The sequence below is a fragment of the Acinetobacter sp. YH01003 genome, assembly GCF_013420525.1.
GTDB lineage: Bacteria > Pseudomonadota > Gammaproteobacteria > Pseudomonadales > Moraxellaceae > Acinetobacter > Acinetobacter towneri.
Genome location: NZ_VOXY01000013.1, coordinates 46,302 through 68,858, shown reverse-complemented (window position 1 = coordinate 68,858; position 22,557 = coordinate 46,302). Strand labels below are relative to the sequence as shown.

General features: G+C 37.3%; 13 protein-coding genes and 1 pseudogene. 5 read left to right on the top strand and 9 right to left on the bottom strand.

From position 1 onward, the window contains the following. Positions 1 to 51 precede the first annotated feature (51 nt). The 4 genes from FTT70_RS10785 to FTT70_RS10770 all read right to left on the bottom strand — a co-directional run bounded on the left by FTT70_RS10785 (position 52) and on the right by FTT70_RS10770 (position 5,021). A complete protein-coding gene (locus FTT70_RS10785; protein WP_104915058.1) occupies positions 52 to 1,167 on the bottom strand; it encodes a restriction endonuclease subunit S in 1,116 nt (371 codons plus the stop codon). Next, positions 1,164 to 2,711 (bottom strand): class I SAM-dependent DNA methyltransferase, encoded by a 1,548-nt coding sequence (locus tag FTT70_RS10780; protein WP_154320136.1) that lies wholly within the window; start codon positions 2,709 to 2,711, stop codon positions 1,164 to 1,166. Before FTT70_RS10780 ends, FTT70_RS10785 begins: the two co-directional genes overlap by 4 nt. A gap of 611 nt (positions 2,712 to 3,322) precedes the next feature. After that, entirely contained in the window at positions 3,323 to 4,234 is a 912-nt protein-coding gene (locus tag FTT70_RS10775) for a ParB/RepB/Spo0J family partition protein (protein ID WP_070153141.1), read from the bottom strand. A 13-nt stretch (positions 4,235 to 4,247) separates the two neighbouring features. After that, positions 4,248 to 5,021: a ParA family protein gene (locus tag FTT70_RS10770; RefSeq protein WP_094069344.1), complete on the bottom strand. Its 774-nt coding sequence runs from the start codon at positions 5,019 to 5,021 to the stop codon at positions 4,248 to 4,250. Between the two features lie 856 nt (positions 5,022 to 5,877). Between FTT70_RS10770 and FTT70_RS10765 the strand changes: the two genes are divergently transcribed. Continuing rightward, the gene (locus tag FTT70_RS10765) at positions 5,878 to 7,050 is read left to right on the top strand and encodes a replication initiation protein (RefSeq protein ID WP_094069347.1); all 1,173 of its coding nucleotides are present in this window, start codon (positions 5,878 to 5,880) and stop codon (positions 7,048 to 7,050) included. A gap of 485 nt (positions 7,051 to 7,535) precedes the next feature. On the opposite strand, the pseudogene FTT70_RS10760 reads toward FTT70_RS10765, so the two are convergent. From FTT70_RS10760 to FTT70_RS10740, 5 genes and pseudogenes are all read right to left on the bottom strand, one after another. Then, positions 7,536 to 8,647: pseudogene (locus FTT70_RS10760) on the bottom strand (IS66 family transposase); the annotation flags it as partial. Between the two features lie 61 nt (positions 8,648 to 8,708). Continuing rightward, positions 8,709 to 9,026, bottom strand: a complete 318-nt coding sequence (gene tnpA / locus FTT70_RS10755) for an IS200/IS605 family transposase (RefSeq protein WP_257229519.1) — start codon at positions 9,024 to 9,026, stop codon at positions 8,709 to 8,711. Positions 9,027 to 9,731: 705 nt separating this feature from the next. Then, the gene (locus tag FTT70_RS10750) at positions 9,732 to 12,920 is read right to left on the bottom strand and encodes a tyrosine-type recombinase/integrase (protein ID WP_154320135.1); all 3,189 of its coding nucleotides are present in this window, start codon (positions 12,918 to 12,920) and stop codon (positions 9,732 to 9,734) included. Beyond that, a complete protein-coding gene (locus FTT70_RS10745; protein ID WP_070153152.1) occupies positions 12,904 to 15,174 on the bottom strand; it encodes a hypothetical protein in 2,271 nt (756 codons plus the stop codon). Before FTT70_RS10745 ends, FTT70_RS10750 begins: the two co-directional genes overlap by 17 nt. Beyond that, positions 15,161 to 15,865 (bottom strand): hypothetical protein, encoded by a 705-nt coding sequence (locus tag FTT70_RS10740; RefSeq protein WP_094069346.1) that lies wholly within the window; start codon positions 15,863 to 15,865, stop codon positions 15,161 to 15,163. Before FTT70_RS10740 ends, FTT70_RS10745 begins: the two co-directional genes overlap by 14 nt. Before the next feature lie 686 nt (positions 15,866 to 16,551). Here FTT70_RS10740 and FTT70_RS10735 point away from each other — a divergent pair. The 4 genes from FTT70_RS10735 to FTT70_RS10720 are packed head-to-tail and all read left to right on the top strand — an operon-like array spanning position 16,552 to position 22,492. Then, positions 16,552 to 17,775, top strand: a complete 1,224-nt coding sequence (locus FTT70_RS10735; protein ID WP_004974297.1) for an efflux RND transporter periplasmic adaptor subunit — start codon at positions 16,552 to 16,554, stop codon at positions 17,773 to 17,775. 10 nt (positions 17,776 to 17,785) lie between these two features. Further along, positions 17,786 to 20,869 (top strand): efflux RND transporter permease subunit, encoded by a 3,084-nt coding sequence (locus FTT70_RS10730; RefSeq protein ID WP_004974298.1) that lies wholly within the window; start codon positions 17,786 to 17,788, stop codon positions 20,867 to 20,869. Further along, complete coding sequence (locus FTT70_RS10725; RefSeq protein WP_004974301.1) at positions 20,862 to 21,185, top strand: DUF3240 family protein; 324 nt, start codon at positions 20,862 to 20,864, stop codon at positions 21,183 to 21,185. Before FTT70_RS10730 ends, FTT70_RS10725 begins: the two co-directional genes overlap by 8 nt. Then, positions 21,185 to 22,492, top strand: coding sequence for a TolC family protein (locus tag FTT70_RS10720; protein ID WP_004974304.1), 1,308 nt, complete (start codon positions 21,185 to 21,187; stop codon positions 22,490 to 22,492). Before FTT70_RS10725 ends, FTT70_RS10720 begins: the two co-directional genes overlap by 1 nt. Positions 22,493 to 22,557: the final 65 nt, after the last annotated feature.

Sequence of the window (22,557 nt, the reverse complement as noted above, 5' to 3'; positions counted from 1 at the left end):
GCCCCCTGAATGTAAAAAAGGTGAAGCCATCAAATGACTTCACCTCAAATGTTATGCAACTTCTTCTGTTTGGTATTGGACTCTGACTTCGCCGCTCATCAGCTTAGGAAGCAAGGTATCTCGTAGTTGTTCAAGTGTTTGGATTTGCTTCTTGTTAGATGAAACCTTTTGCATCGAAGGAGTAATCAACAGCGAATACTCTTCAAGGTAGTCTAAACTTGGAGTCTTAAAAGAGATATTTAACATATCTTCTGGCTTAACCCTTTGATGACTGCCACTGGTTCCCGAAGCACTCATTGCTAATTCATCAATAACATCTCTTGAATTGAATAAGCTATACAAGAACATTAAATGAGATCCTACTTTAGGCTTCAAATTCTGAAACTCTGTTGAACATACATAATTATCTTTGACATCAGTTAATAACCATATACGAGGCACTCTTGGATTCAGCTTTGAGACTAAAATTGAGTTCTCACATACTCTGTACTTATTACTCAGAATTTCCGCACCCAATTCAATAGTAGGCTTTTCTCCTGAATCAAAAGCAGGCAAACTAAAATGATAGTATGTCTTAAGAGGATCTTTTGATGGGTTCACATTGTCTTTGATATGAGTAGCTATATCACTTACTAGTAAATCATCCCAATCCTCTTTCGCTTCCTCAATAAACCATTGACGAAACAGTGTTTCAGCCATGGCTTCCAAAGTCTTGTTCTGACAGTGCAGTAAGTCGATCTTGTCATCTAATGATGAAAGGATTGAGGCTATGGCTTTTTGTTCAGGGAGAGACGGAAAGCATATCTCTTCTTGATGAACATCATTACGGTTAACTCCAGGCACCGCACTTTTGTCACTAAATTTTTCCCAATCCAATGTTTGCAAAAAGTAGTAGATGAACTTTTTGTCATTCCCCTTAAAGTCGTTTACATAAAGAGATGTGTTTAATGGCCAAAATGGTACATCACTGAAAAAAACTGAACCAATGGTTCCATATCGGCCCGTCACAACACCTGATTCATTTACTTTGGCTTCATTATGAAAATCAGCAAAACCTGAAGAAGCAATGATGGGAACACTACCAGAAACACGAGATTGCTTTGGTAAGTCATAACCACGTTTTAGGGTAAAGAAGCTATCTAATCGCCCAACCTGCCACTCACTCATACAACCACCTTTGCTAAGTTCTCAGCAATGGCTTGGTTTAGCTTGGCTTCCTCAGCAAGCTGTGCTTCAAACTCTGCCTTTAAGCTTGTAAAGCGTACCTTGAAGTCGAACTCATCTTCATCATCAGCTAAACCAACATAACGACCTGGCGTCAGTACATAATCAAGCTCAGCGACTTTCTCAAGTGGTACAGATGCACAGAAGCCTGCAACATCCTCATACTCACCACCCTTGTTACGCCAATTGTGGTAAGTGTCTGTGATGAGCTTAATATCTTCATCAGACAAGACTTTGGTTCTGCGGTTAATCAGATGACCTAGGTTACGAGCATCAATGAACAGAATCTCATTGCTACGATCTTGGTATTGGCTTGAGTTAACACGGTCACGACGCATAAACCATAAAGCAGCAGGAATCTGTGTGTTCAGGAACAGCTTGGCAGGTAGGTTCACAATACAGTCGATGACATTGGCTTCTGAAACCAAGGCTTTACGAATCTCACCTTCACCACTGGTCTTAGAGGTTAATGCACCTTTAGCAAGCACAACGCCTGCCTGACCTTTAGGACTCATGTGATACAAGAAGTGTTGCATCCATGCGAAGTTCGCATTGCCTGCAGGTGGTGTACCTAGAGACCAACGAGCATCACCCACTAACTGCTCACCGCTCCAATCAGAGACGTTGAATGGTGGATTAGCAATGATGTAATCCGCTTTCAGGTCTTTGTGTGCATCATTCAGGAATGAACCCTCAGAGTTCCATTTCACATGCTCTGAGTTAATGCCACGAATGGCTAAGTTCATCTTGGCCAAACGCCAAGTTGTCTGGTTACTTTCTTGACCATAGATGGAGATGTCGTCCACTAAACCCTGATGCGATTCTACGAATTTCTCAGACTGTACGAACATACCACCTGAACCACAGCAAGGATCGAATACACGTCCTTTGTATGGCTCTAGCATTTCAACCAATAAGCTCACGATGGATTTAGGCGTGTAGAACTGCCCACCTTGCTTACCTTCAGCTAAAGCGAACTCACCTAGGAAGTACTCGAATACGTGTCCTAAAACGTCGGCAGAGCGATCTTTTGCATCACCTAGGGCAATGTTACCAATGAGGTCTATCAGCTCACCTAGGCTCGTAGGATCGAGATTTTGACGTGCATAGACTTTAGGTAGTACACCTTTGAGCTGAGGGTTCTCATTCTCAATGGCTTCCATTGCATCGTCTACAATCTTACCAATGGTGACTTGCTTTGCTTGGTTTAACAGGTATGACCAACGTGCGATCTCAGGAACGAAGAAGACGTTGTATGCAGTGTATTCATCACGATCTTCAGGATCAGCTCCTGCAAACTCTCCCTCACCTTCAACCAATAGGTTGTAGTGAGCTTCAAATGAGTCAGAGATGTACTTGAGGAAGATCAAACCAAGGACTACATGCTTGTACTCAGCAGCATCAATGTTCTTACGAAGTTTGTCTGCAGCTTTCCAAAGAATGACCTCAATGGGTTCTTGTTTGGTTTGCTTTGGAGTACGTGCCATGGAATTGTCCTGCAATGAATAGGTTATCTAGTTTTAGTTAAACCAATAGTACCCAATAATACGCTCGTGTGTAAGTATTGATACGTCATTTCTTGTCGTACAATTTAAGTATTAAAAAAGTGTAGCAAGTTGCTACACTTTTCAGACTAATCACAAACCCCACTTTAGCGATCGTTAAAGTGGGGGTATTTTCTAAACTTCTATCGCTTATTCATAGTGATTTATTTTTAAGCGTATTGATGGCTAAAAAATACAATAAAAATTAACTTCGATAAGTGCAAGGCGATTTTCTTCAAGTTTTGTGCTGTAACTGACAGTAAACATTGCTGCGTTACTTGCATAACAGAGACCCTGTAATTATTTTGCAACGGCAAAATTCGTTCAACAGTCTCCTTATCGGGACAATATAGATGCGCGACACGTTCATGAATGATATTGAGATCAATCGCTTTGTCTATTTTACGTATAAGATAATTTTTAGGAATAAACTCTTCTAGCGTAACCATATCAATTTCAGTTTGGGTGGTATAATTTTTCGCATGTGATAATTATAAAAAATTCTCACGTAAGTGTGAGAGTTTTATGAGCAAACTGAAAAGTGTAGCAAGTTGCTACACTTTTTCACTTTTCTGAATAAGCTGTTTTAAAAAATCTTCTAGTTGTAAAAGACTAGCTTCATCAATTTCTGAAATTTTAAGAGAGATATTGAGCTGTTTTTGATTCAGTTTGATATTTCCAGCAACCTTACCATCATATTCGATTTTTCTTACCACTGATGTCGTGGTTACTTTTTCTGGATCTTGACTCAATAGTTTTTCAGCATAAGAAGTAACTTTGCTTTGCTCCAGTTTTTTTTCTTTTAATTTCTCCCAAGCACCGAGTAAAGCTGTTTCCGCCTCCGAAAGTTGCTCTATATGATCCGATAAAAATTTCTTGAACGCTGTTGCAGCAGTACGACCGACTAGACCTGGCTCCAAATCCAGGTCATTCAACATTGCTTTAGGCAGCTTTTCATACGATAGATATTTGTACATATCTTCGCGATTTAAACCCAATGAATTAGCTAAACGTTGCTTGTTCTTCTTCAACTTTTCATCAAGTGAGTTCAAACCAATAAAAATTTCATAATCTGTCAGATCTTGACGCTTTAAATTTTCAGCTAGGGTTAACAAAGATGCTTCTTCATCATTAGCATCAATGATAATGGCTTCAATCACCGACTTGCCGAGTAATTGATGCGCCCGTAAGCGTCGCTCGCCTGCAATCAGTTCATATTTCAGATTATCAAGTTTACGCACTGTAATGGGCTGCAAAAGGCCGATTTCATTAATAGAATCCGCCAGTTCTTTTAATTGAGAATCTTCAAATACTTTACGCGGTTGGTTGGGACTGCGACTGATATCCTCAATAGGAACATTACGTCTAAATTCTTTTAGCTCTTTAATATTGTCTTTCTGTGCTTGCTGATGTTTTTCTGTATTTTGTTTCAATTTTTGAGCTAAAAGCTCTTTAGTGCTTGCCATAATACTCTCAGGTTTAAACTTTCGCTACAATTTCATAAGCAAGGCTTTCAAAAGCCTTACGTACTTTTGAATTTTTTTCTACTTTCAAAAGTGGCTGTTGCAGAATTGCTGCTTGATTAACTTTAGTACTTTGAGGAATGGTAGTTTGTAAAATTTTTCCAACCTGTTTTAAAGCTTCATCCCGAATCAATTTACAAACATTCTGACGTTCATCATGTTTAATCAGTAAAGCGCCTAAAAGCTCTAAATCTGGATTAATACGTTTTATCTTTTCAAGATGGTTTAAAAGATCTGTTACCCCATACAGTCCATATTGTGATCCAGATTCGATAGGGATAATGACATGTGTTGATGATGCTAAGGCATTACTGGTTAATAGTTTAAGACTAGGTGGGCAATCAATTAATATGAAGTCGTAAAGATCTTTTAACAGTTCTAGCTTGATGCTTAATTCTTCTGAAGGACGAGGAGCTTCTTCTTTAAGCTGGTCTTCAGTTTTTCCTAAATTTAATGAGCCATAAATTAATGATACTTTTTCAAAGTTTGTTTCTTCTTGTAATGCATCAGCTAATAATGAAATATCACCAACGAGTAATTCTGCTGAAGTAACAACAATTTCGCTTGGATGTTGGATCCCAATGTGTAAACTTGCGTTTGCTTGAGGATCTAAATCAATGACTAAAACTTTATTGCCAAGATTTGCAAGTTCAGAGGCTAGATGTACAACGGTCGTTGTTTTGCCACATCCACCTTTGTGGTTAGCAACCGTAATAATTTTTGCAGACATACGTGTCAGATGCTTCCGTATTTGAATGTTTAACAATATAAATAACTTTCACTCATCATACTATAGTTTTTAAATTTATAAATCTTATTTATTTAGGTGTAAAACAACTTAAAAAACTAATTTTTAAATAAGCTAGCTTAATTAATAATTAGTATAATTATTTATTTAGCTAATTAATAATTAAGACTGTTTTTTTGCTATATAAAACAAATGCTTATAAGTTTAAAAGTGGAGGGCTTGTCACCGTAAAGTGGAAGGTTTGTCACTCAAAGGTGGAAGGTCTGTCACTCAAAGGTGGAAGGTCTGTCACTCAAAGGTGGGAGGTCTGTCACCGTAAAGTGGAAAGTTTGTCACAAGAGTGGAAGGTTTGTCACTACTATTTTTAAAAAGGTTATATTTTTTAAAAAACTCTTGCAAAAATAAATACTTAATTTGTTGATAAAGTTGGCTAAACAATCTTTAAGGGTGGAAGGTTTGTCACTATGTGTTAGCACCCTGTGGATAAATTTTTTTTATTGGATATTTCCTGATGATTATCTATTCATTTATACCTTTCAAATCTAATGAAAGGTGGAAGCCTTGTCACATCTAGGTTTCTATCTGACATAGCATACCTAAATTTGGAAGAAATAAGTGAAAATGGGTATTTTGAACTGTTAGTTTAGAGCTAAAGGTGGAAGGTCTGTCACTATATGGTGGAAATAATATATTTCATTCCACTTTAAGGACAATAAATCGTCAAAAATGCATATTTCTGATGACAAGCCTTCCACTCTTAGATTCTTGTGGTGAAAGTCTTGAAAGTTTTTCCACTTTTGTATATAAAAATAGAATTAAATATATAAATATCACGGTTATGACAGAATCAGAATCATTGCAAGAAGAATTGAATCATATTCCTTACTGTATAGGCAATATTCGTCATAATGGCGTTGTTAGCACTAGTAACCGCTTAATTCGCCCAATTGAGTTATCAGCCAATGAATATAAGGCGCTCCTATATGCAATGGCTGTTGCAAATTATAGTGAGAAAAATAGGGTAAATGGTGAAATCACAGAACAAACCTATATTTATCTGTATAAGGATGATTTGGCAGATTTACTAGGATTGAATAAACGCAATTCGATTAATGTTGCAATAGACCGGATTTATAAAGAACTTTCATCTAGGGTGGCTCATTTTATTATTGAGGAACCTACTGATGATGGTAAGAGAAAGACTAAAAAAGTACATTCTGTCGTTCCTATTATCCGTGAGTTAAGATGGGAAGATGATTCTAAAAATGCCATTCAGATTCGTTTTACCAGTGAGGTGTTACCGTATTTCACGCAGTTGGCTGGGGGGAATTTCACCACCTATCAATTGAAACATCTGTTTGCCTTGGATTCTGTTGCTAGTATGAGTCTTTATACGTATTTCATTAAAAATGAATTCAAGTACGCAAGCCAAAAGAGTTATGAAGTCCCAATGCTTTTAGAAAACTTGAAAGCTCTGATTGATATTAATGAAACTAAATATGATCGCTGGGTAGATTTTAGACGCTATGTATTAGATAAAATAGTTGCAGAAATTAACGAAAATACAGATCTACAACTAGAGTATGAAACCATAAAAAAAGGGCGCCCAATTGTGGGGGTGAATTTTAAACTGCATCAGCGTATTACTGATAAAACACTAAATGAAACTGCTGTAATTGAAAAAATTTATCTTGATGTTCCATTTGAAGAGAATGCATTAGTAAAAGAATTGGGGGCAAAATTCGATACGAATGTACGTTCCTGGTACATTTTTAATAATGATGAAAAGTATTCGCAGTTCAAGAAGTGGTTTAAAAAAATTGGTTGTCTCACTGACTCTCAAGCAAATATTGTTATTAATGACACTTTATTCCAAATGGATTTTGCTGAAGTTGGTATGAGCTTGAATGACTTTAAACGTAATATGAAGCATAAACTAAAAAATAATCCGGAATTTGTACAAAGTATTCGTGATAGGCTGAATGATATTTTTGGTAAAGAGCTTGTCTAAGGAAAAGTGTAGCAACTTGCTACACATTTTTTAATGTATCACTGAAGAATTCAAGTACTAAGAAAATTGGATACAAAATATCTGTGTGTATAGCTGAATGAAAAATAGTTAAAAGAATAGATATTATTTTTAGATTTTACACTTTTGTTGTTCCTCATATATTTTTGCAGAAAAAAGTTTTTCAGTGCTCAAAAAATGGTGTGGTTAAGATAGGGAGATCAACCAAGTTTTAAGTATATAGAGTAATTTAGATAAAAAATTACTAAATATTTTTATAGCCTTTGTATAAAGCAGCGGATCATGAAAACTATTAAAATAGCCTAAGCTTATTAGCTTTGTTGTAAAAATTTACTCTGAGATGCTTCTTAAGCTAGATATTTGATGCTGTTGCGTCTAGCCACAAATGATAAGCTAAAGACCGTTTTAGCTAAAGATGATGACGATCAACTTGGCGATACCATTGATTTGTAAGTGTCCTCTAAACTCTATGCCAATCTTTTAATTTGGATCACTTTGTATGTCGGCAACTTTTGCAGTACACCATTTAAATAGGCATACAGATCTAGACCATTCAACTTTGCTGACTGGATCAATGTCATGATGTTAGCAACTCGCTGACCACTGCGCAGTGATCCAACATACAACCAGTTCTTACGACTTAAAGCCCAAGGGTGCATTTGGTTCTCCACCAAATCATTGTAAATAGATAGATTACCATCATCTGAATAGCGGCTTAAGGCTTGCCAGCGCTTTAGAGTGTAATTGATTGCCTTAGCGGTGGTAGAGCTTGATGGCACCATCAGATGATGTTGGTTGAGCAATTCATATAGTTGTTGCATCACTGGTTGACTATGCCGTTGCCGGTATTCGCAGCGTTGTTGCGCTGTACCGTCGGTCTTGTGCCTTAACTCTGCTTCTATCGCATACAATTTCTGAATCAGCACCAGTGCCTGTTCAGCAATCTGACTTTTCCCAGTGATATGCAGTTCATGGAATTTACGACATGCATGTGCCATGCAACCTACTTCAATGATCTGACCTGATTTGAAATGTGCTTTATAACCACTGTAATCATCACAGACCAGATGTCCCTGCCAGCCATTCAGGAATTCTTCTGCATGCAGACCTGAACGGTTTCTTGAAAGTCATAGATCACCCCCTTGCTGCAGCACCACCTGTTTTAAGGCATTGACCAGAGGTTCAAGTGTCTACACCACAGCGACCAATCCAATCTGACAGGGTGGATCTAGATAGATCTACACCTGCGCGCAGAAAGATCTGTCGCTGACGATACAGCGGTAAGTGATCAGCATATTTGGATACCAGCACATGGCTAAGTAACTCAAGTGTCGCAATACATTTATCGATCACATAGGCAGGCATCGTTTGCTGAGTCAGGGTGTCACATTGATCACAAACCCATTTACCACGCACATGCTGTTCTTTATAGAACTGCGCTGGTCTGAAATTCAATTTTTCACTGATATTCGCCGATACGACGCAGTGTGCACCCACAGATGTATTGCGTTGATGCAGATTCATGCTCAATACGTACGGTTGCTAAATGATCTGGGAGTAGTCGACGTTTATGTTTATTTATCCAATGAGCCGTAAAACACCCTCATTTATGGAGGTGATATAAGGCTCGATTTTTAATTCTAATGAGGTGATTGTTGTTGCTCGATGTATTGTTTAATAATTTCTAATGGCGCACCACCGCAACTTGAAGCAAAGTAACTTGGCGACCATAAAGAATCACCCCAAAGTTTGTTTTTAATTTCAGGAAAGTCTTTTCTAAGGTGGCGACTAGATAGACCTTTTAAGCTATTCACTAAATTTGAAATAGCAACTTTTGGTGGGTAATTAATTAATAAATGAACATGATCATCCTCCCCATTAAATTCAATCAATACAGCATCAAAATCCAAAGCCCGATATTGGCAATAGTCACCAACATAATATACATTAAATTGTATAAATTGCTGTGTATATAAGTACAATGAAATAAACAACTTACGTTTTCAAATATTTTTTATTGGAATTAATTTTTATTAAGATCGTTTAATTGTGGTCACATAAGTTTTTAAAAATTTACCAAATTATCACCAACATAATTTTGTGATGATTAATTAGGTAAACCGAATGGTAAAAAATCAGGTTGATGGAATTATATATGGCCAGCCTAGGCTTTTATCAGCATTAATTAACTGTATAACCCCCAAAAAAAATTAAAACAGACACTCACCATTAAAACTTAGGTGTAGCACGAGAGTTAAGCAGTATCCGTTACGATGATTTATTGAAAGCCCGATATTGGCAATAGTCACCAACATAATATACATTAAATTGTATAAATTGCTGTGTATATAAGTACAATGAAATAAACAACTTACGTTTTCAAATATTTTTTATTGGAATTAATTTTTATTAAGATCGTTTAATTGTGGTCACATAAGTTTTTAAAAATTTACCAAATTATCACCAACATAATTTTGTGATGATTAATTAGGTAAACCGAATGGTAAAAAATCAGGTTGATGGAATTATATATGGCCAGCCTAGGCTTTTATCAGCATTAATTAACTGTATAACCCCCAAAAAAAATTAAAACAGACACTCACCATTAAAACTTAGGTGTAGCACGAGAGTTAAGCAGTATCCGTTACGATGATTTATTGAAGTCATTTTATTTCTAACTGCAATTGAGCAGGCCTACCAATGCAAGCCAGATGTAAACAAAATTTAAAAGCCGGTAGTGCTTTGCCTTGTTTTAAGGAATATAGCTGTAAGCGTGCATTATTTTCTTTTGTTGTTGGGTAACCTTCTAGTTTCTGATTTGCCTTGGCAAGTTTGAGTAGATTCGGCGTAATTTCTTTGTTTAAAAAATTAACCATATCTATTCCAAGTAAATGCCACATGTTGGCAGGAAACAGATCTTTGGCCGCATAGTAGAATTTTTCCAGATTCTGAATATTTTTCCGCGTTGAATGTAAACCTGTATGTGAAGCAGTTACGTGATTAATAAAGAATTCTAAGACATACCTAATATTTTCAGGTGACTTTTGATAGCAGGCTTGTAGATAGTTAAAAAAATGTGTGACCAATAAAAGGTCCTCATTAGTATCAATCATTGACGGTTTGATGTATTGCAGTTCGGTTATATGAAAAAGTCTTGGATTGTTTTTTCTAGATTTAAGTTGTTTGAGTTGGATTGCATTGTCATACCAATACTTGATGAGCTCATGAGATAGGCAAAGTTCTTGTGCTACGCGCTCCGTATCATATTTGTATAACTCTAATAAGCAGAGTGCCTTATAAAATAGATCAAGATCGATTTTAGATTCTGGAGTCGCGACAAAATAGTCAAAAATACAATGTTCTTGCGTTTGATTTACCTCTAATTCTGCATGTAGTGTGTGAGCATTGCTCGCTATCCATTTTTCTTGATTGTTTAGAAGGAGTTTACAGAGCGTTGTAGCATGCATTTCAAAATTGAATTCAGACTGATCATTGAGCGATTTTAGAAAATGTAACTCTTGTGTTGAATTGCTTATCCCCAGCATTTTCTTAACCAAACCATTGCTTAGTAATGGGCGATATTTGGAAAATTGATAACCTGCAATAAAGTAAGCTACATGAATATAACTTTTAAAGGTCTCGATGGGTTCGAGATGCCCCAAAAGATGTGCGATGATAATCCAATGATTTTGATCAATTGAATTACGTAATAACTCAGCCCTGAGCTGATTATATTCAACTTCCGTATAGTCTGTGAGGCTATCAGACAAAAAATGATAATCACATTTAAAAATTAATGCTAAATGATTTGCTGCAGAATGTCTAAATGAATGAAATGTATAGTGATGTTGCTTGAATAACTGATCCATAAAATTTTTAAAGGGTGCAGTCAGCATGTGCTGGCTGAGTTTCTTATTCTCATTGAACTGACTGAATAAATAATCATTCGGTTTTTTTGTTAACCGCTGTTTGACAACATATTGATGAAATTGTTGATACTCAGATGCTTTGAGTAAGCAATACACGGGCACGCTACGTTGCGCGCTGTCAGTCTTTAATCTGTGTTCATTGCCTATTTTTTCTGACCCATATGGCTTGACCAATAATGATATTCTGTTTAATCCTTCAGTATCTTTGATACGTAAACCAATCATTTCATTAATTCGCATCCCAGTTCTGTAAGCAAGCGTATAAATAAGACTAAGATTTTCATAGTCATGTTGAGAGATGATATTTTGTAGATGTGCTTGTTGAAGTTTTTTGATTAACAGTTGAAATGTGACTGGGCTGATAATACGTGTGCGTGGTCTGGTTTGTTGATCCAGCGTCTCTAAAGTGAATGCTGGGGCATCGAATAGTTGTTCTTGAAATTGATGAAAACGTTTGAGTGTTTTTACAATTTGAGCAGCCGATTTTTTAACAGTATCTTCGAGCAGACTTTCAGCAATACAGTTATTTTGATAAATCTGTGCATATATTTTTTGCAGGCGTGTTTCTTCATCGTCCTCAGAAAATTGATATTGTAAAGAATAGATTAGCCAAGGCTCACCAATTCGAGTGTAGTATGTGTAAATTGAGCTTTTGGCTAACTGGCTATTGTTGGAAATGATTTTAGCAAAAATTGTAGCGCAAAAATCAAATCTCTGAGCTAGCAGATCTATATCTTCTTGAGGTGGTTTAAAGAGACTAATTAACCACAGGGTGATTCGTTTACTGTATTCATTAAAGAGTTTTGCATTCTCCATACAATAATCGATCATGAGTTGATAGATTGGGGCATCTGTTTGGCGAAGACGAATAATTTTTAATAAGTCTTTATGAATTTTTAGTACATCTTTTAGTGCATCTTGCTCATGATGCAAATAAACAGTTTGTGGAGGTAAATTCTTAGACTGATGAATGACTTCAGTAGTGAGCTCATGCTTATATTTAAATTTTGGTTGCACAAAACGCTCAAACTCTTGTTCGGGTAAACCACAACTGAGTAAATTCCCGATGAGGCATTCAGAGAGCGCCGGATCTATATCTACGTTGGGAAGCTGTAACCAGTTGTAGCGAGCATGCTGAAGTAAATGCGATAAGCTATTTTTTTTAAACTTTTTCTTTATTTTTCGAAAGATATACTCAAGATAGCCCTCTACGGGAAGATGAACATGTCGAATATCTCTCAGATTAAAATGTATTAGCCACAGACGTGTGACGGGGTCTGGAATAAAATTTCTAGATTTTCGAACAGTATATTCATCAATAAAAATATCGCCATAATGATTAGAATGGGATTCTAAAAAAAGAATATTAAGGTCTTTATAATGGCGTACTTTTACTGGATTTCTGAGGTGTTCAAGCAAGGCATTAAGTTCAGCTTTTTCATTTAAGCCACCAAATAGAATGGCAGACAATATAATATTGCCCACGATTTCCTCATTTGAGAATGAGTCACAGCTTTCAGCCAATTCCCAATAATTATAAAGCTGTTGTACGAGGTCATTTATTTCATGACCATCGGCATTCCAGCTCATGGTCACGATAGGCTTATCTCTTTTAATATCTAAAACAGCATGAGGCAGCTCTAAATCCAAGCGATGCTGAGCATTTAACTCTTTGATGTAATCTTCAAAAAAATCATATGCAAACTTGATCCACTTTTTACTCGTAGAGTTTTTCTTGATGTGGCTATAAACCTCGCCGTAATCACCTAGCAAATGTGGATTCTGATCAAACTGCTGTTCTGAAAAATATTTGCGGAGTGAAGCATGAACTTCATTTTGAATTTTTTGTTCATTTAATTGTCGAGTAAGTTCTCGTTTCTTTTCGGCAAACAGTTGATCTGCTTTTTTAAGCGATGAGGACATTTAAATTCACTCCAATAATTTCAAAATATTCCTGCATTTCATTTAAATGTGTTGCGAGCGCGCGATATTGGTTCAGAGACAAACTAGAAAATGGATGTGCGGCTTCCTGTTGGAAGGCTTCATGTCCAAAAAGTGCAAGTATTAAAGGCTCGGGGATTTGTTTGTTGGTGAGAAAGGCACGTGTTGTATGGCGGTGCCAGTTGGGATGTGCTAACCCAACTTCAGGATGAAAGTCACGCACATTGGAAGGTGTAAGCGGAGTGAGTGTGCCATTTTGTAAAAGATTTAACAGAGGCTGTTCATTATTAAATATGGCATCAATTTGGGCTGAGATTTCGCGGTTAATCGCCATGTAATGTTGTTGGATATGTTCGAGGAAACGAAGATATTTCTTTAATTCACCGATGAGAAATGCACAAAGTGGAATCAAGCGTCCAAAGCCACGTCTACCACCGACCTCTTTGTCAGACAGCATAATTGTCTGTTGCTGAAAACTTATATTATTCAAAAAACCTGGAAAGTCCCGAACAGGTCGTGCAGCGGTAAACAAAAGTAGGATATGCCACATCCAAATGCTATAAGCATTAAAACTTTCTACCCAGTCGTTATCTGAAGTCGTATAAATTTTGGTGTAAAGATAGAAAAGGATGTCCTTTATGACATTTTTACTTGGTGCTTTTTGGCTACCAAAGCAGATGGACTGATCACTATAGACAATATCACCGTAGTCATTTTCAGCGAGCTGTGTACATAGTTCAGATAAAACTTTGACATAATTTTTTTGTAATTTATTTACATTGTAATGGCAGTAAGAGCTTGAAGAAGAGTGACTTGCATCTACACCAGTGATGATGTCAGCAAGTTGCCTATTGCCTGTTTTTTGCAAAATAACATGATGCAGTAATGAGCTAGTTTTTGATAAGTTCAGCTGAGGAATTTTGACTTCATCTTTTATTATTCTAATTTTTTTCTTTAGCTCATCTTCAGTGATGATTGGTTCTGCTTTGATACGATCAATAAAGTGATTTGGGATAGGGATATCTAAATGAACGGTGTTATTGATCAGTGACTCCGGATATTCAAACGTTGCATCTTCAAAAATGCTGAATTTGGTTGAGAGATAGTATTGGTCACTTTGCAATTTAATGACTTGGCGATGATTTAATCTTTTTACACGCCTTTTTTGAAAATTTAACCAGTCTTTAAAGCCAACGCCTGTGATTAAGCAAAGTAATACAACGAGCACGCTTTTATCATTATGTTTTTTATCATCATGATACAGGTATGTAATTAGGTCAGAAATAGTATAAACACTTGGGAGTAAACAACTTGCAGTGAGCAAATGATCTTGTCGTTGCATATGTTTTGGAATTAACGAAAGTGCCATACGTTGGGCATTTTTAGAATGTCTGGCAAGTGGTGTAATCTGATCTGCTTGAACAATAACAGAGGGGTCTTCTTGCTCGTCAAGGGCTTGCTCATTAGCTAAACCTCTATTACTTTTTTTAGTCTCAATGATTTCGTTAATAGTTCCATCGGTATCCCATGTACGATATTGCAGTTTACTATCTACACTTGATTTGGCAATTTTTGGACGGCTTTTTAGTACATAATTGAATGCAATACGTAATTCATCACAGAAATTTTTCTGAAAATCATTTAGTTCTTGATCTGCTTCAGGTTGAAGAGCAGACTCTACAAATTGCTCTAATGATAGAAATAAAGCAGGGAATTTAAGAGTTAAGAATGCTTGATAATCTAATGCGTGAGCATCTTTTTTTTTTGCAAAAAAAGACTTGTTTGCAACGCGGAAACGCTGAAATAAGCGCTTAATCGTATTGAGATGCTCTGTATGTTGTTTTTCAAATAAATCTGGTTTGATCTGCGGCAATGCTAATAAATATAGTGCTGCTTTAAGGACGAGCACATTCCAGGTGAGTAGTTCCGTGTGCGCATGATAAATGCTGGCAATACTGTTGATGTAATACGTGATTGGGGAATCACCAATTTTAGATTTTCTAGACGCTTGGAGAGTAGCGGGAATGCGAGGTGGTGAACTTGTAGAAATATCAGATTCAATCTCACTGAGAACAAGCCCCTTAAGATAATCTGAGCAGTCATGGTAAACCAATAGATCTGCGATAAAGTTAATATGTGCATGAAGACACAAATCCTCTGCATTAAAAAGCTTTTTTAATAAGTCTGATAATAAAATTTTGGGTTGAGGAAGGGGCTTAGTTTCACTTTCGTGCATATGAACAATTCCAAAAATCTGTTGGATTTGGTGAAAAATCATTTTGATTTAAATAATGATCGACGACTTTTGATTGCTTGCTGACTTCGTCAAGTAGATGCTGGCGACGTGCATGGATTTTTCTGTTTCTATTGTGGAGTTGTGTATGGCTAAAATTGAGTAACTTACCAAGCCCCTCAAGACTGAGCGTTTTATGTGCTTTGAATGAATGTAAGCGATTAAAGTCGAGTAAAACTTCAGTCGAAATATATCGGTTGATCGCTTGCTGAAGATGCTGCGGATTTAAATTGTGTATATCAAAAGTATTTGCTTGCAAAAAACTTAAGAATTCAAAGCTTGCATAGTGTTTGAGTTGTTGTTGTAAGTTGGCATCAGGTGGGAACGTATATACATGTAATTCCTGAGGTGAAGGCGGAAGCTTCATGTGATGCAGGTACAAATCAAAATTATCAGCGATCCAGAAATTGGATATTCCTGCTATAGACCAAACATTGAGTTTGTTTGATGCTAAACGAAAATGAGAAGTTAATCGTAGAGCTCGAAAGGCCATGTGATAGCAGTGATGAATGCCAGCAAAATCTGGATGAGTGTTTAATGCGAGTTTAGAAAGATCTCGCTTGAAGATAATTTTGGGGTTATCAAAATTAAATGAACATTCAGAAGTTACTTGTTTACGCGTTCCACGGCACATATTTAGATTATTAAAATATAACTATGATACATTTCTACTATTTAACTGTTTACTTTTCAAGTAATCTAACGGTATTTATTGTGTAAGTGTAGAAAAGTAGACACAATTTATAGTTTTGGTGTGCATAATTTAATTTGGTTCTATTTTTATTAGTAATATTTTTAAGCTATTACCGAGGTTGGGATTGATTGATTGTATGGCTGTGATTCCTGCTACAAAGTAGTAAAAGTTAGATCATAAAAATTTACCCCAACCTTGGCAAGGTCACCGAGATTTATTCCATTAAATGACCTTAATTATAAGTATATGATTTGATTACTGGTATATAGTTTTTGGTGGAGTAAAATTTTGATCAATTTAGATCATTTAATGTGGTTTTGGTCACTTCATTTTAGACATTTTAGTTTATAAAAGTCACCTATGTTTTGATGCTGATTTTCGTGAGAAATAATAACAATATATAGTTTAATATAATGATTATTAATAATTTATAAATCGACTACAACATGTAGTAGCGAAGATGCTCAAAATGCACTTACTACGTAACATCAGTTAAATAAAAGTCTCCCACAAACCCAATACGGTTCACTTGGGCCTATGCAGTCTGAAATAGGTTTATAAACTTAATCTGATCTTAAGAACTTAATCTTAGCTTTGTAGAGAAAATCTCTTGAAGGATGAAACGAGTGGATCAGCGAGTAGATGTACTAAATTTTAAAAAACTATTATATCTAATGAGCGTCTTGATCTTGATTAGCCTTGGGCTATGGTGGGGAAGTAAGCTGCTCTCGAATAAAAATATAGAGGCTAAAGTAGAGAGACAGGTTTCAGAGGCTGAGAGGAGTCCTGAAGTCTCAGAGCAACAAATCTTAATTTCTTCAAAACAAATTGAGCAAGTTGGGATCAAATTACACACATTAGGTGCTTCTTCTACTAACATACAAAAACAAATTATTTTACAAGGGCAAGTACAGTGGTCACCAGAAAGCAAAGTTGTACTGACTAGTCCTGTTTCAGGAATGGTGCAGCAAGTTTTGGTACAACCCTTGGCAGAAGTTACCCGGAATCATCATGTACTTGCTGTACATAGTCCAGATTTAATTCAGATTCAAAATGAAATATTGCAGCTTCGTGCTCAACAACAATTAGCCCAGCAAAATTTAACACGTGAACGTAGCTTATATGCTGAAGGCATTATTGCCGAGAAGCGTGTGCAAGAGGCACAGAATCAAGTACAGCGTCTTAATATTAACTTAGGTGCAAAACAGCGAATGCTGCAATTTATGGGAGGAGGGCAGGTAAATAGTCTAAATTCCATTGTCTATGTTAAAAGCCCAACAAGTGGTTATATAGAAAACTTACAGGTTTCTACAGGTCAGTATGTTGAGGCTGGTACAGTATTAGGTCAACTTGTAAACGCTGATTCACCGTTACAATTGTTATTACAAGCTAATTTAGCTGACAGTAAATATGTGCATATTGGGGATGTTGTTCAGGTTGAAGGTTGTGATATTACAGGGCATATACAAAATATCGCTCCAGCACTTGTAGGGAATACACAAACTCAAAATATCATCGTACAAATGGATACCAAACATAATTGTTTGCGGGTGCAACAATTTGTCAAAGTTCATGTTCAAAGTAAGCAGCCAACAGTAATTGCAGCATGGCCAGTACCAAGTACTGCCATAACCTCACAAGATGGTAAACACATTATTTTTGTTAAAAATCAGAAGGGGTTTGAAGCTGTAACGGTTGAAGTTCTATCAGCTGATCAGCAGCAAAGTTATATTACAGCTGAAAAATTAAAACCCAAAATGCAACTTGCTATCAGTGGTGTAGAGCGTCTCAAGGCGGTGTGGTCTGGCTTTGGTGCAGAGCAAGCACCTATTAGCACTACAGAACGTTGAGGTGAGACATATGTTAAAACGTCTTATCGCCTTTTCACTTAGTCAGCGCATTTTAATATTATTGCTCACATTGGCGATCAGTGTGGCAGGCTACATTGCTTTTACGAAACTACCAATTGATGCTTTTCCTGATGTGTCAAGTACGCAAGTACAAATTGTGATGAAATCGCCCGGCATGACGCCCGAAGAGGTGGAAAGCCGTATTGTTGTACCCATTGAACAAGAAATGTTGGGAATATCTCATCAGACAGTAATGCGTTCGCAATCTAAATACGCGATTGCGATTATCACATTAGACTTTGCTGAAGGCACTGACCCTTATTGGGCTAGACAACAGGTGAATGAACGTTTAAGTAATGTGATGTCTGCATTACCAAGTAGTACGTCAGGTGGAATTGCACCCATGACGACCCCATTAGGTGAATCTTTTATGTTTACCTTACATGGGCCACTCAGTGATATGGAAAAACGAACTCTACTTGATCGGGTGGTTCGTCCACAACTTCGTAAAATTGAAGGGGTCGCCGATGTTAACGCTTTGGGGGGACTTGTTCGTACATTTGAAGTGACCCCTAATTTAGAGGCCCTGGCGGCACGAGGCTTATCTTTAACACAGCTACAACAGGCAATCGAGCTAAATAATGCCAGTGATGGTGCTGGGCGGCTTAATGAAAATGGAGAGTCATTACTGATCCGAAGCGATAGCCGCGTCAGAAACCTTGAAGAGTTAGGCGATATTATTGTTTCTAGCCATCAAGGAACATTGGTGCGGGTTAAAGATGTTGCACAGGTACATACTGGAGCACTCACACGCTATGGTGCAGTGACTGAAAATGGCCAAGGTGAGGCTGTCCAAGGTATTGTATTAACTTTAAAAGGTGCGAATGCACGTCAAGTCGTTCAACATGTTCGTGAGCATTTGTCCGACATTGAAAAAACTCTGCCACAGGGTACAACGATTGAACCATTTTATGATCGTGGTGAGTTGGTAAACCGAGCCATTCATACCGTAAGTAAAACGTTATTAGAAGCTATTGTCTTAGTCTTGATTTTACTTTTATTGTTCTTAGGAAACCTAAGGTCTGCTTTAGTGGTTGCGGCAGTTTTACCATTATCTGCACTAAGTACTTTTTTGATGATGCACCATTTTGGTTTAAGTGCCAATTTAATGTCTTTAGGTGGTTTGACGATTGCGATTGGTTTATTAGTGGATGCTGCAGTTGTAGTGGTTGAAAATATTGAAATGCAACTTGCTGAAGCAAAAGAGTCACCGCAACGTTCTTTTTTACCGCCATTAAATATGATTTACCGCGCAGTGTCTGAGGTTGCAGTACCAGTCACAGCAGGCATGATCATTATTATGTTAGTGTTTATTCCATTGGTCACGCTTGAAGGATTGGAAGGGAAGCTCTTTTCACCTGTGGCTTTAACAATTGTATTTGCTTTATCAAGTTCACTAATTTTTTCTTTGACAGTGATTCCTGTACTGTGTTCATTCTTTCTAAAACCGAAAGCACATCACACACCCTTTTTAGTAGCTAAATTAGAAACTGGTTACCGAAAACTTTTGAATCTGAGTTTAGCCCATCCTAAACAGATTTATGTCTTAGCAGGTGGTACCTTACTTCTGGCTGCATTGATTTTCCCATTCATTGGAAAGTCATTTATGCCAACCATGGATGAGGGAGATACTATTTTACAGTTAGAAAAAATCCCTTCGATTAGCTTACAAAACTCAATTGCATTAGATCTGGATATTCAAAAACGTATTTTGGAACAAGTGCCTGAAGTTGAAAGAATTGTGGCACGTACAGGTTCTGATGAATTGGGATTAGACCCTATGGGGTTAAATGAAACAGATAGTTTCATTGTGCTAAAACCACAAACGCAATGGCAAGTCAAAAATAAAGAGCAAATTTTAGAAAAAATTCGTCTTGTACTTCAAGATGTTCCTGGCGTGAACTTAACATTTAGTCAACCCATAGAGATGCGCACTTCAGAAATGTTGTCTGGAGTACGAGGAGATTTGGCTGTCAAAATTTTTGGAAGTGATTTAGACCAGCTTAATGATTTATCAAAGCAAATTGCAATAGTTCTACAAGGCATTGAAGGCAATGAAGATGTCATGACACTCGAAAATTCGGGAGTACAGTATCAAGAGCTGCGAATCCATCGTGATATGGCTATACGAAATCAATTGGACAGTCAAAATGTTCAAGCCCAACTCAAGATGCTCGTGGAAGGCAAAGAAATAGGTTCCATTATTGAACAGGGGCGCCCTGTTCCATTAATGATGAAAGGGGATCCACGTTTGGGAGAGTCGAGTTTTGAATTTTCCAATATTGCCTTGCCAATTGAGAATGCAGCTGCAGTGCCATTGTTATCTTTAGCAGAAGTGGTTAAGACTGAGGGTGTCGTAAAAATTGATCGTGAAAATGCATCACGAATGTCAGTGGTACGTGCCAACGTACGTGATCGTGATTTAGTTAGTTTTGTAGATGAAGCAAAACAATTGGTTGCAGAGAAAGTCAAGTTACCAACCGGCTACTCACTCAAATGGGGGGGGCAATTTGAAAACCAACAACGTGCGGCTGCTCGCTTAATGCTTGTTGTACCTGCTGCATTAACAATGATCTTCTTTTTACTATTTACGACTTTGGGTTCGGTGCGTCAAGCCGTATTGGTTTTCGTCAATATTCCCTTTGCGTTAGTCGGTGGAGTATTTGCATTAGCATTAACAGGTGAGTATTTATCTGTTCCTGCATCAGTTGGTTTTATTGCCTTGATGGGGATTGCTGTACTGAATGGTTTAGTGATGATTAGTTATTTTAATCAACTGATTTCTCGTGGTGTTGCAATTGAGGAAGTTGTTCGTGAAGGTGCTATGCGCCGTTTACGTCCAGTCATGATGACCGCGAGTATTGCAGCTTTAGGTTTGATCCCATTGTTATTTACTACTGGCCCTGGTGCCGAGATTCAACGTCCATTGGCGATAGTTGTGATTGGAGGGCTTATTTCTTGTACTTTGCTGACTCTGATTTTACTTCCTAACTTGTTTAAAAAATTTGGTTTAGCGCGAGATCATCATGTCTGAAATATGCCAACTCTCTATTAACGTGTCCTCTGATATTGCTGAAGAACTTATGGAGCATTTGTGGTTAATTCCTGAGTTGATTTCAGGGTGTACTTGTGTCAACGCACAAGGGTTTGGTAATCGCCAACATTATCGTAATGTTCAGGAAAAAATTCGCGGAGCAACTGAACGGAATCTTATATTGCTGATTGTACAACACGAATCTGTATCATTGGTTTTGGCGCATATTCAGCAAAAATTTAAATCAAGTGATTGTTTTTATTGGGTCATACCTACATTAATTTCTGGTTATATGAGCCAAGGAGCACTTGACTAATGACATTAAATATCAAATTTAAATCAACACTTCTAGGCCAAATTTGGTATCTGTTTGGGTTGGGCTATTGTTTTACAGTGGCTTCGACAGCAATTGCAAAACCTCAACTTGAAGCTGCTTTGCCACCACTTGAAGCAGTACAACAGAGTCTAGTAGAACATCCGAATGTGCGTGCTGCAATATCAGAGCAAGATTATGCAGACTTTGCCCGACAAGGATTAAAAGTAGGGCAAAATCCGTGGACTGTTACAGCCGGTATGCAAGTACGTAAGACGGATACACAACTAGAGCGAAAACAAGCCAATAGTTATGAACCTAGTTTGGGGATAGAAAAACAAATACGTTTGCCTAATAAATACCGGCTAGATCAAGATCTAGCACAACGTATTTCAAGTATTGCAGAACTGAAGTATGAGAATGCTCAACATCAAGCATCTAAAATGTTGTTAAATAGTTGGTTTGCTTATATGCGAAGCACATTGCATTTGAAGCGACTGCAAGAACAGCTGGATCAAATTCAGCAATTTATCCAAGTGACTGAACAACGTATTCGAGCAGGAGATGCACCACGACTTGAGCTAATGCTCTTGAAGAATGAGTACCAACAACTTGAGGAACAATATATGCAAGCTAAAGCTGCATATATTCAAGCTCAGCAATTGTTGGCCCGCGATTATAGAGGAAAGATCCCTGAACAGTGGAGCAGCGATGTTATACAGCCTAGCCCTATACAGTATAGTCAAGCAGAGTGGGTACAGAAAATTTTGTCAGTTAATCATGAGTTAGCACTCGTAAGGATGCAAGCTACACAGCAATACGCAGTATTAAAAAGAGAGCAGCTTAATAGACTGCCAGATCCTACGATTGGTTTTGGTTACAGTAGGGAGCAATCGGGAGAGGAGAATTTATTAGGGGTTAGTGTTTCAATTCCTTTGACTGCGCGACAAGTCGGTATTGCTTCAGGAATGGCAGCGGCAGAAGCAAAAAAAGCGGATTTGGAGGTATTGCGTGTAGAAAAACGTCTGCGTCAAGAAATACAGGGGTGGGTGATTCAAATGGAGTCAGCGACTGTACGGAATACGAAGGCGCAAGAAAACTTACAACTGTTGCAACAACAACATCACTTGATGCAAAAAGCGTATAAATTAGGTGAGTTGAATCTCAATGAGCTTTTGTTGCATTCGCAGCAATTGATTGAAGCACGTAGCCGAGTCGATCAAGCTAAAGTAGATTATGCAGAAAGTATGAGTTCCTTATTACTTGATTCTCATCAATTGTGGCCTTTACATGAGATGGATAGAATTTAACAGTAATATTTACGAGCATAGTAGGGATTATAAATTTGCGCTGTAGTTTGGTAAGCAAGAGAAAA

Coding starts and splice junctions, on each gene's coding strand:
- FTT70_RS10745 (WP_070153152.1), bottom strand. CDS start 15,174: ATGCACGAAAGTGAAACTAAGCCCCTTCCTCAACCCAAAATTTTATTA.
- FTT70_RS10765 (WP_094069347.1), top strand. CDS start 5,878: ATGACAGAATCAGAATCATTGCAAGAAGAATTGAATCATATTCCTTAC.
- FTT70_RS10785 (WP_104915058.1), bottom strand. CDS start 1,167: ATGAGTGAGTGGCAGGTTGGGCGATTAGATAGCTTCTTTACCCTAAAA.
- FTT70_RS10730 (WP_004974298.1), top strand. CDS start 17,786: ATGTTAAAACGTCTTATCGCCTTTTCACTTAGTCAGCGCATTTTAATA.
- FTT70_RS10725 (WP_004974301.1), top strand. CDS start 20,862: ATGTCTGAAATATGCCAACTCTCTATTAACGTGTCCTCTGATATTGCT.
- FTT70_RS10770 (WP_094069344.1), bottom strand. CDS start 5,021: ATGTCTGCAAAAATTATTACGGTTGCTAACCACAAAGGTGGATGTGGC.
- FTT70_RS10780 (WP_154320136.1), bottom strand. CDS start 2,711: ATGGCACGTACTCCAAAGCAAACCAAACAAGAACCCATTGAGGTCATT.
- FTT70_RS10775 (WP_070153141.1), bottom strand. CDS start 4,234: ATGGCAAGCACTAAAGAGCTTTTAGCTCAAAAATTGAAACAAAATACA.
- FTT70_RS10720 (WP_004974304.1), top strand. CDS start 21,185: ATGACATTAAATATCAAATTTAAATCAACACTTCTAGGCCAAATTTGG.
- FTT70_RS10740 (WP_094069346.1), bottom strand. CDS start 15,865: ATGTGCCGTGGAACGCGTAAACAAGTAACTTCTGAATGTTCATTTAAT.
- FTT70_RS10750 (WP_154320135.1), bottom strand. CDS start 12,920: ATGTCCTCATCGCTTAAAAAAGCAGATCAACTGTTTGCCGAAAAGAAA.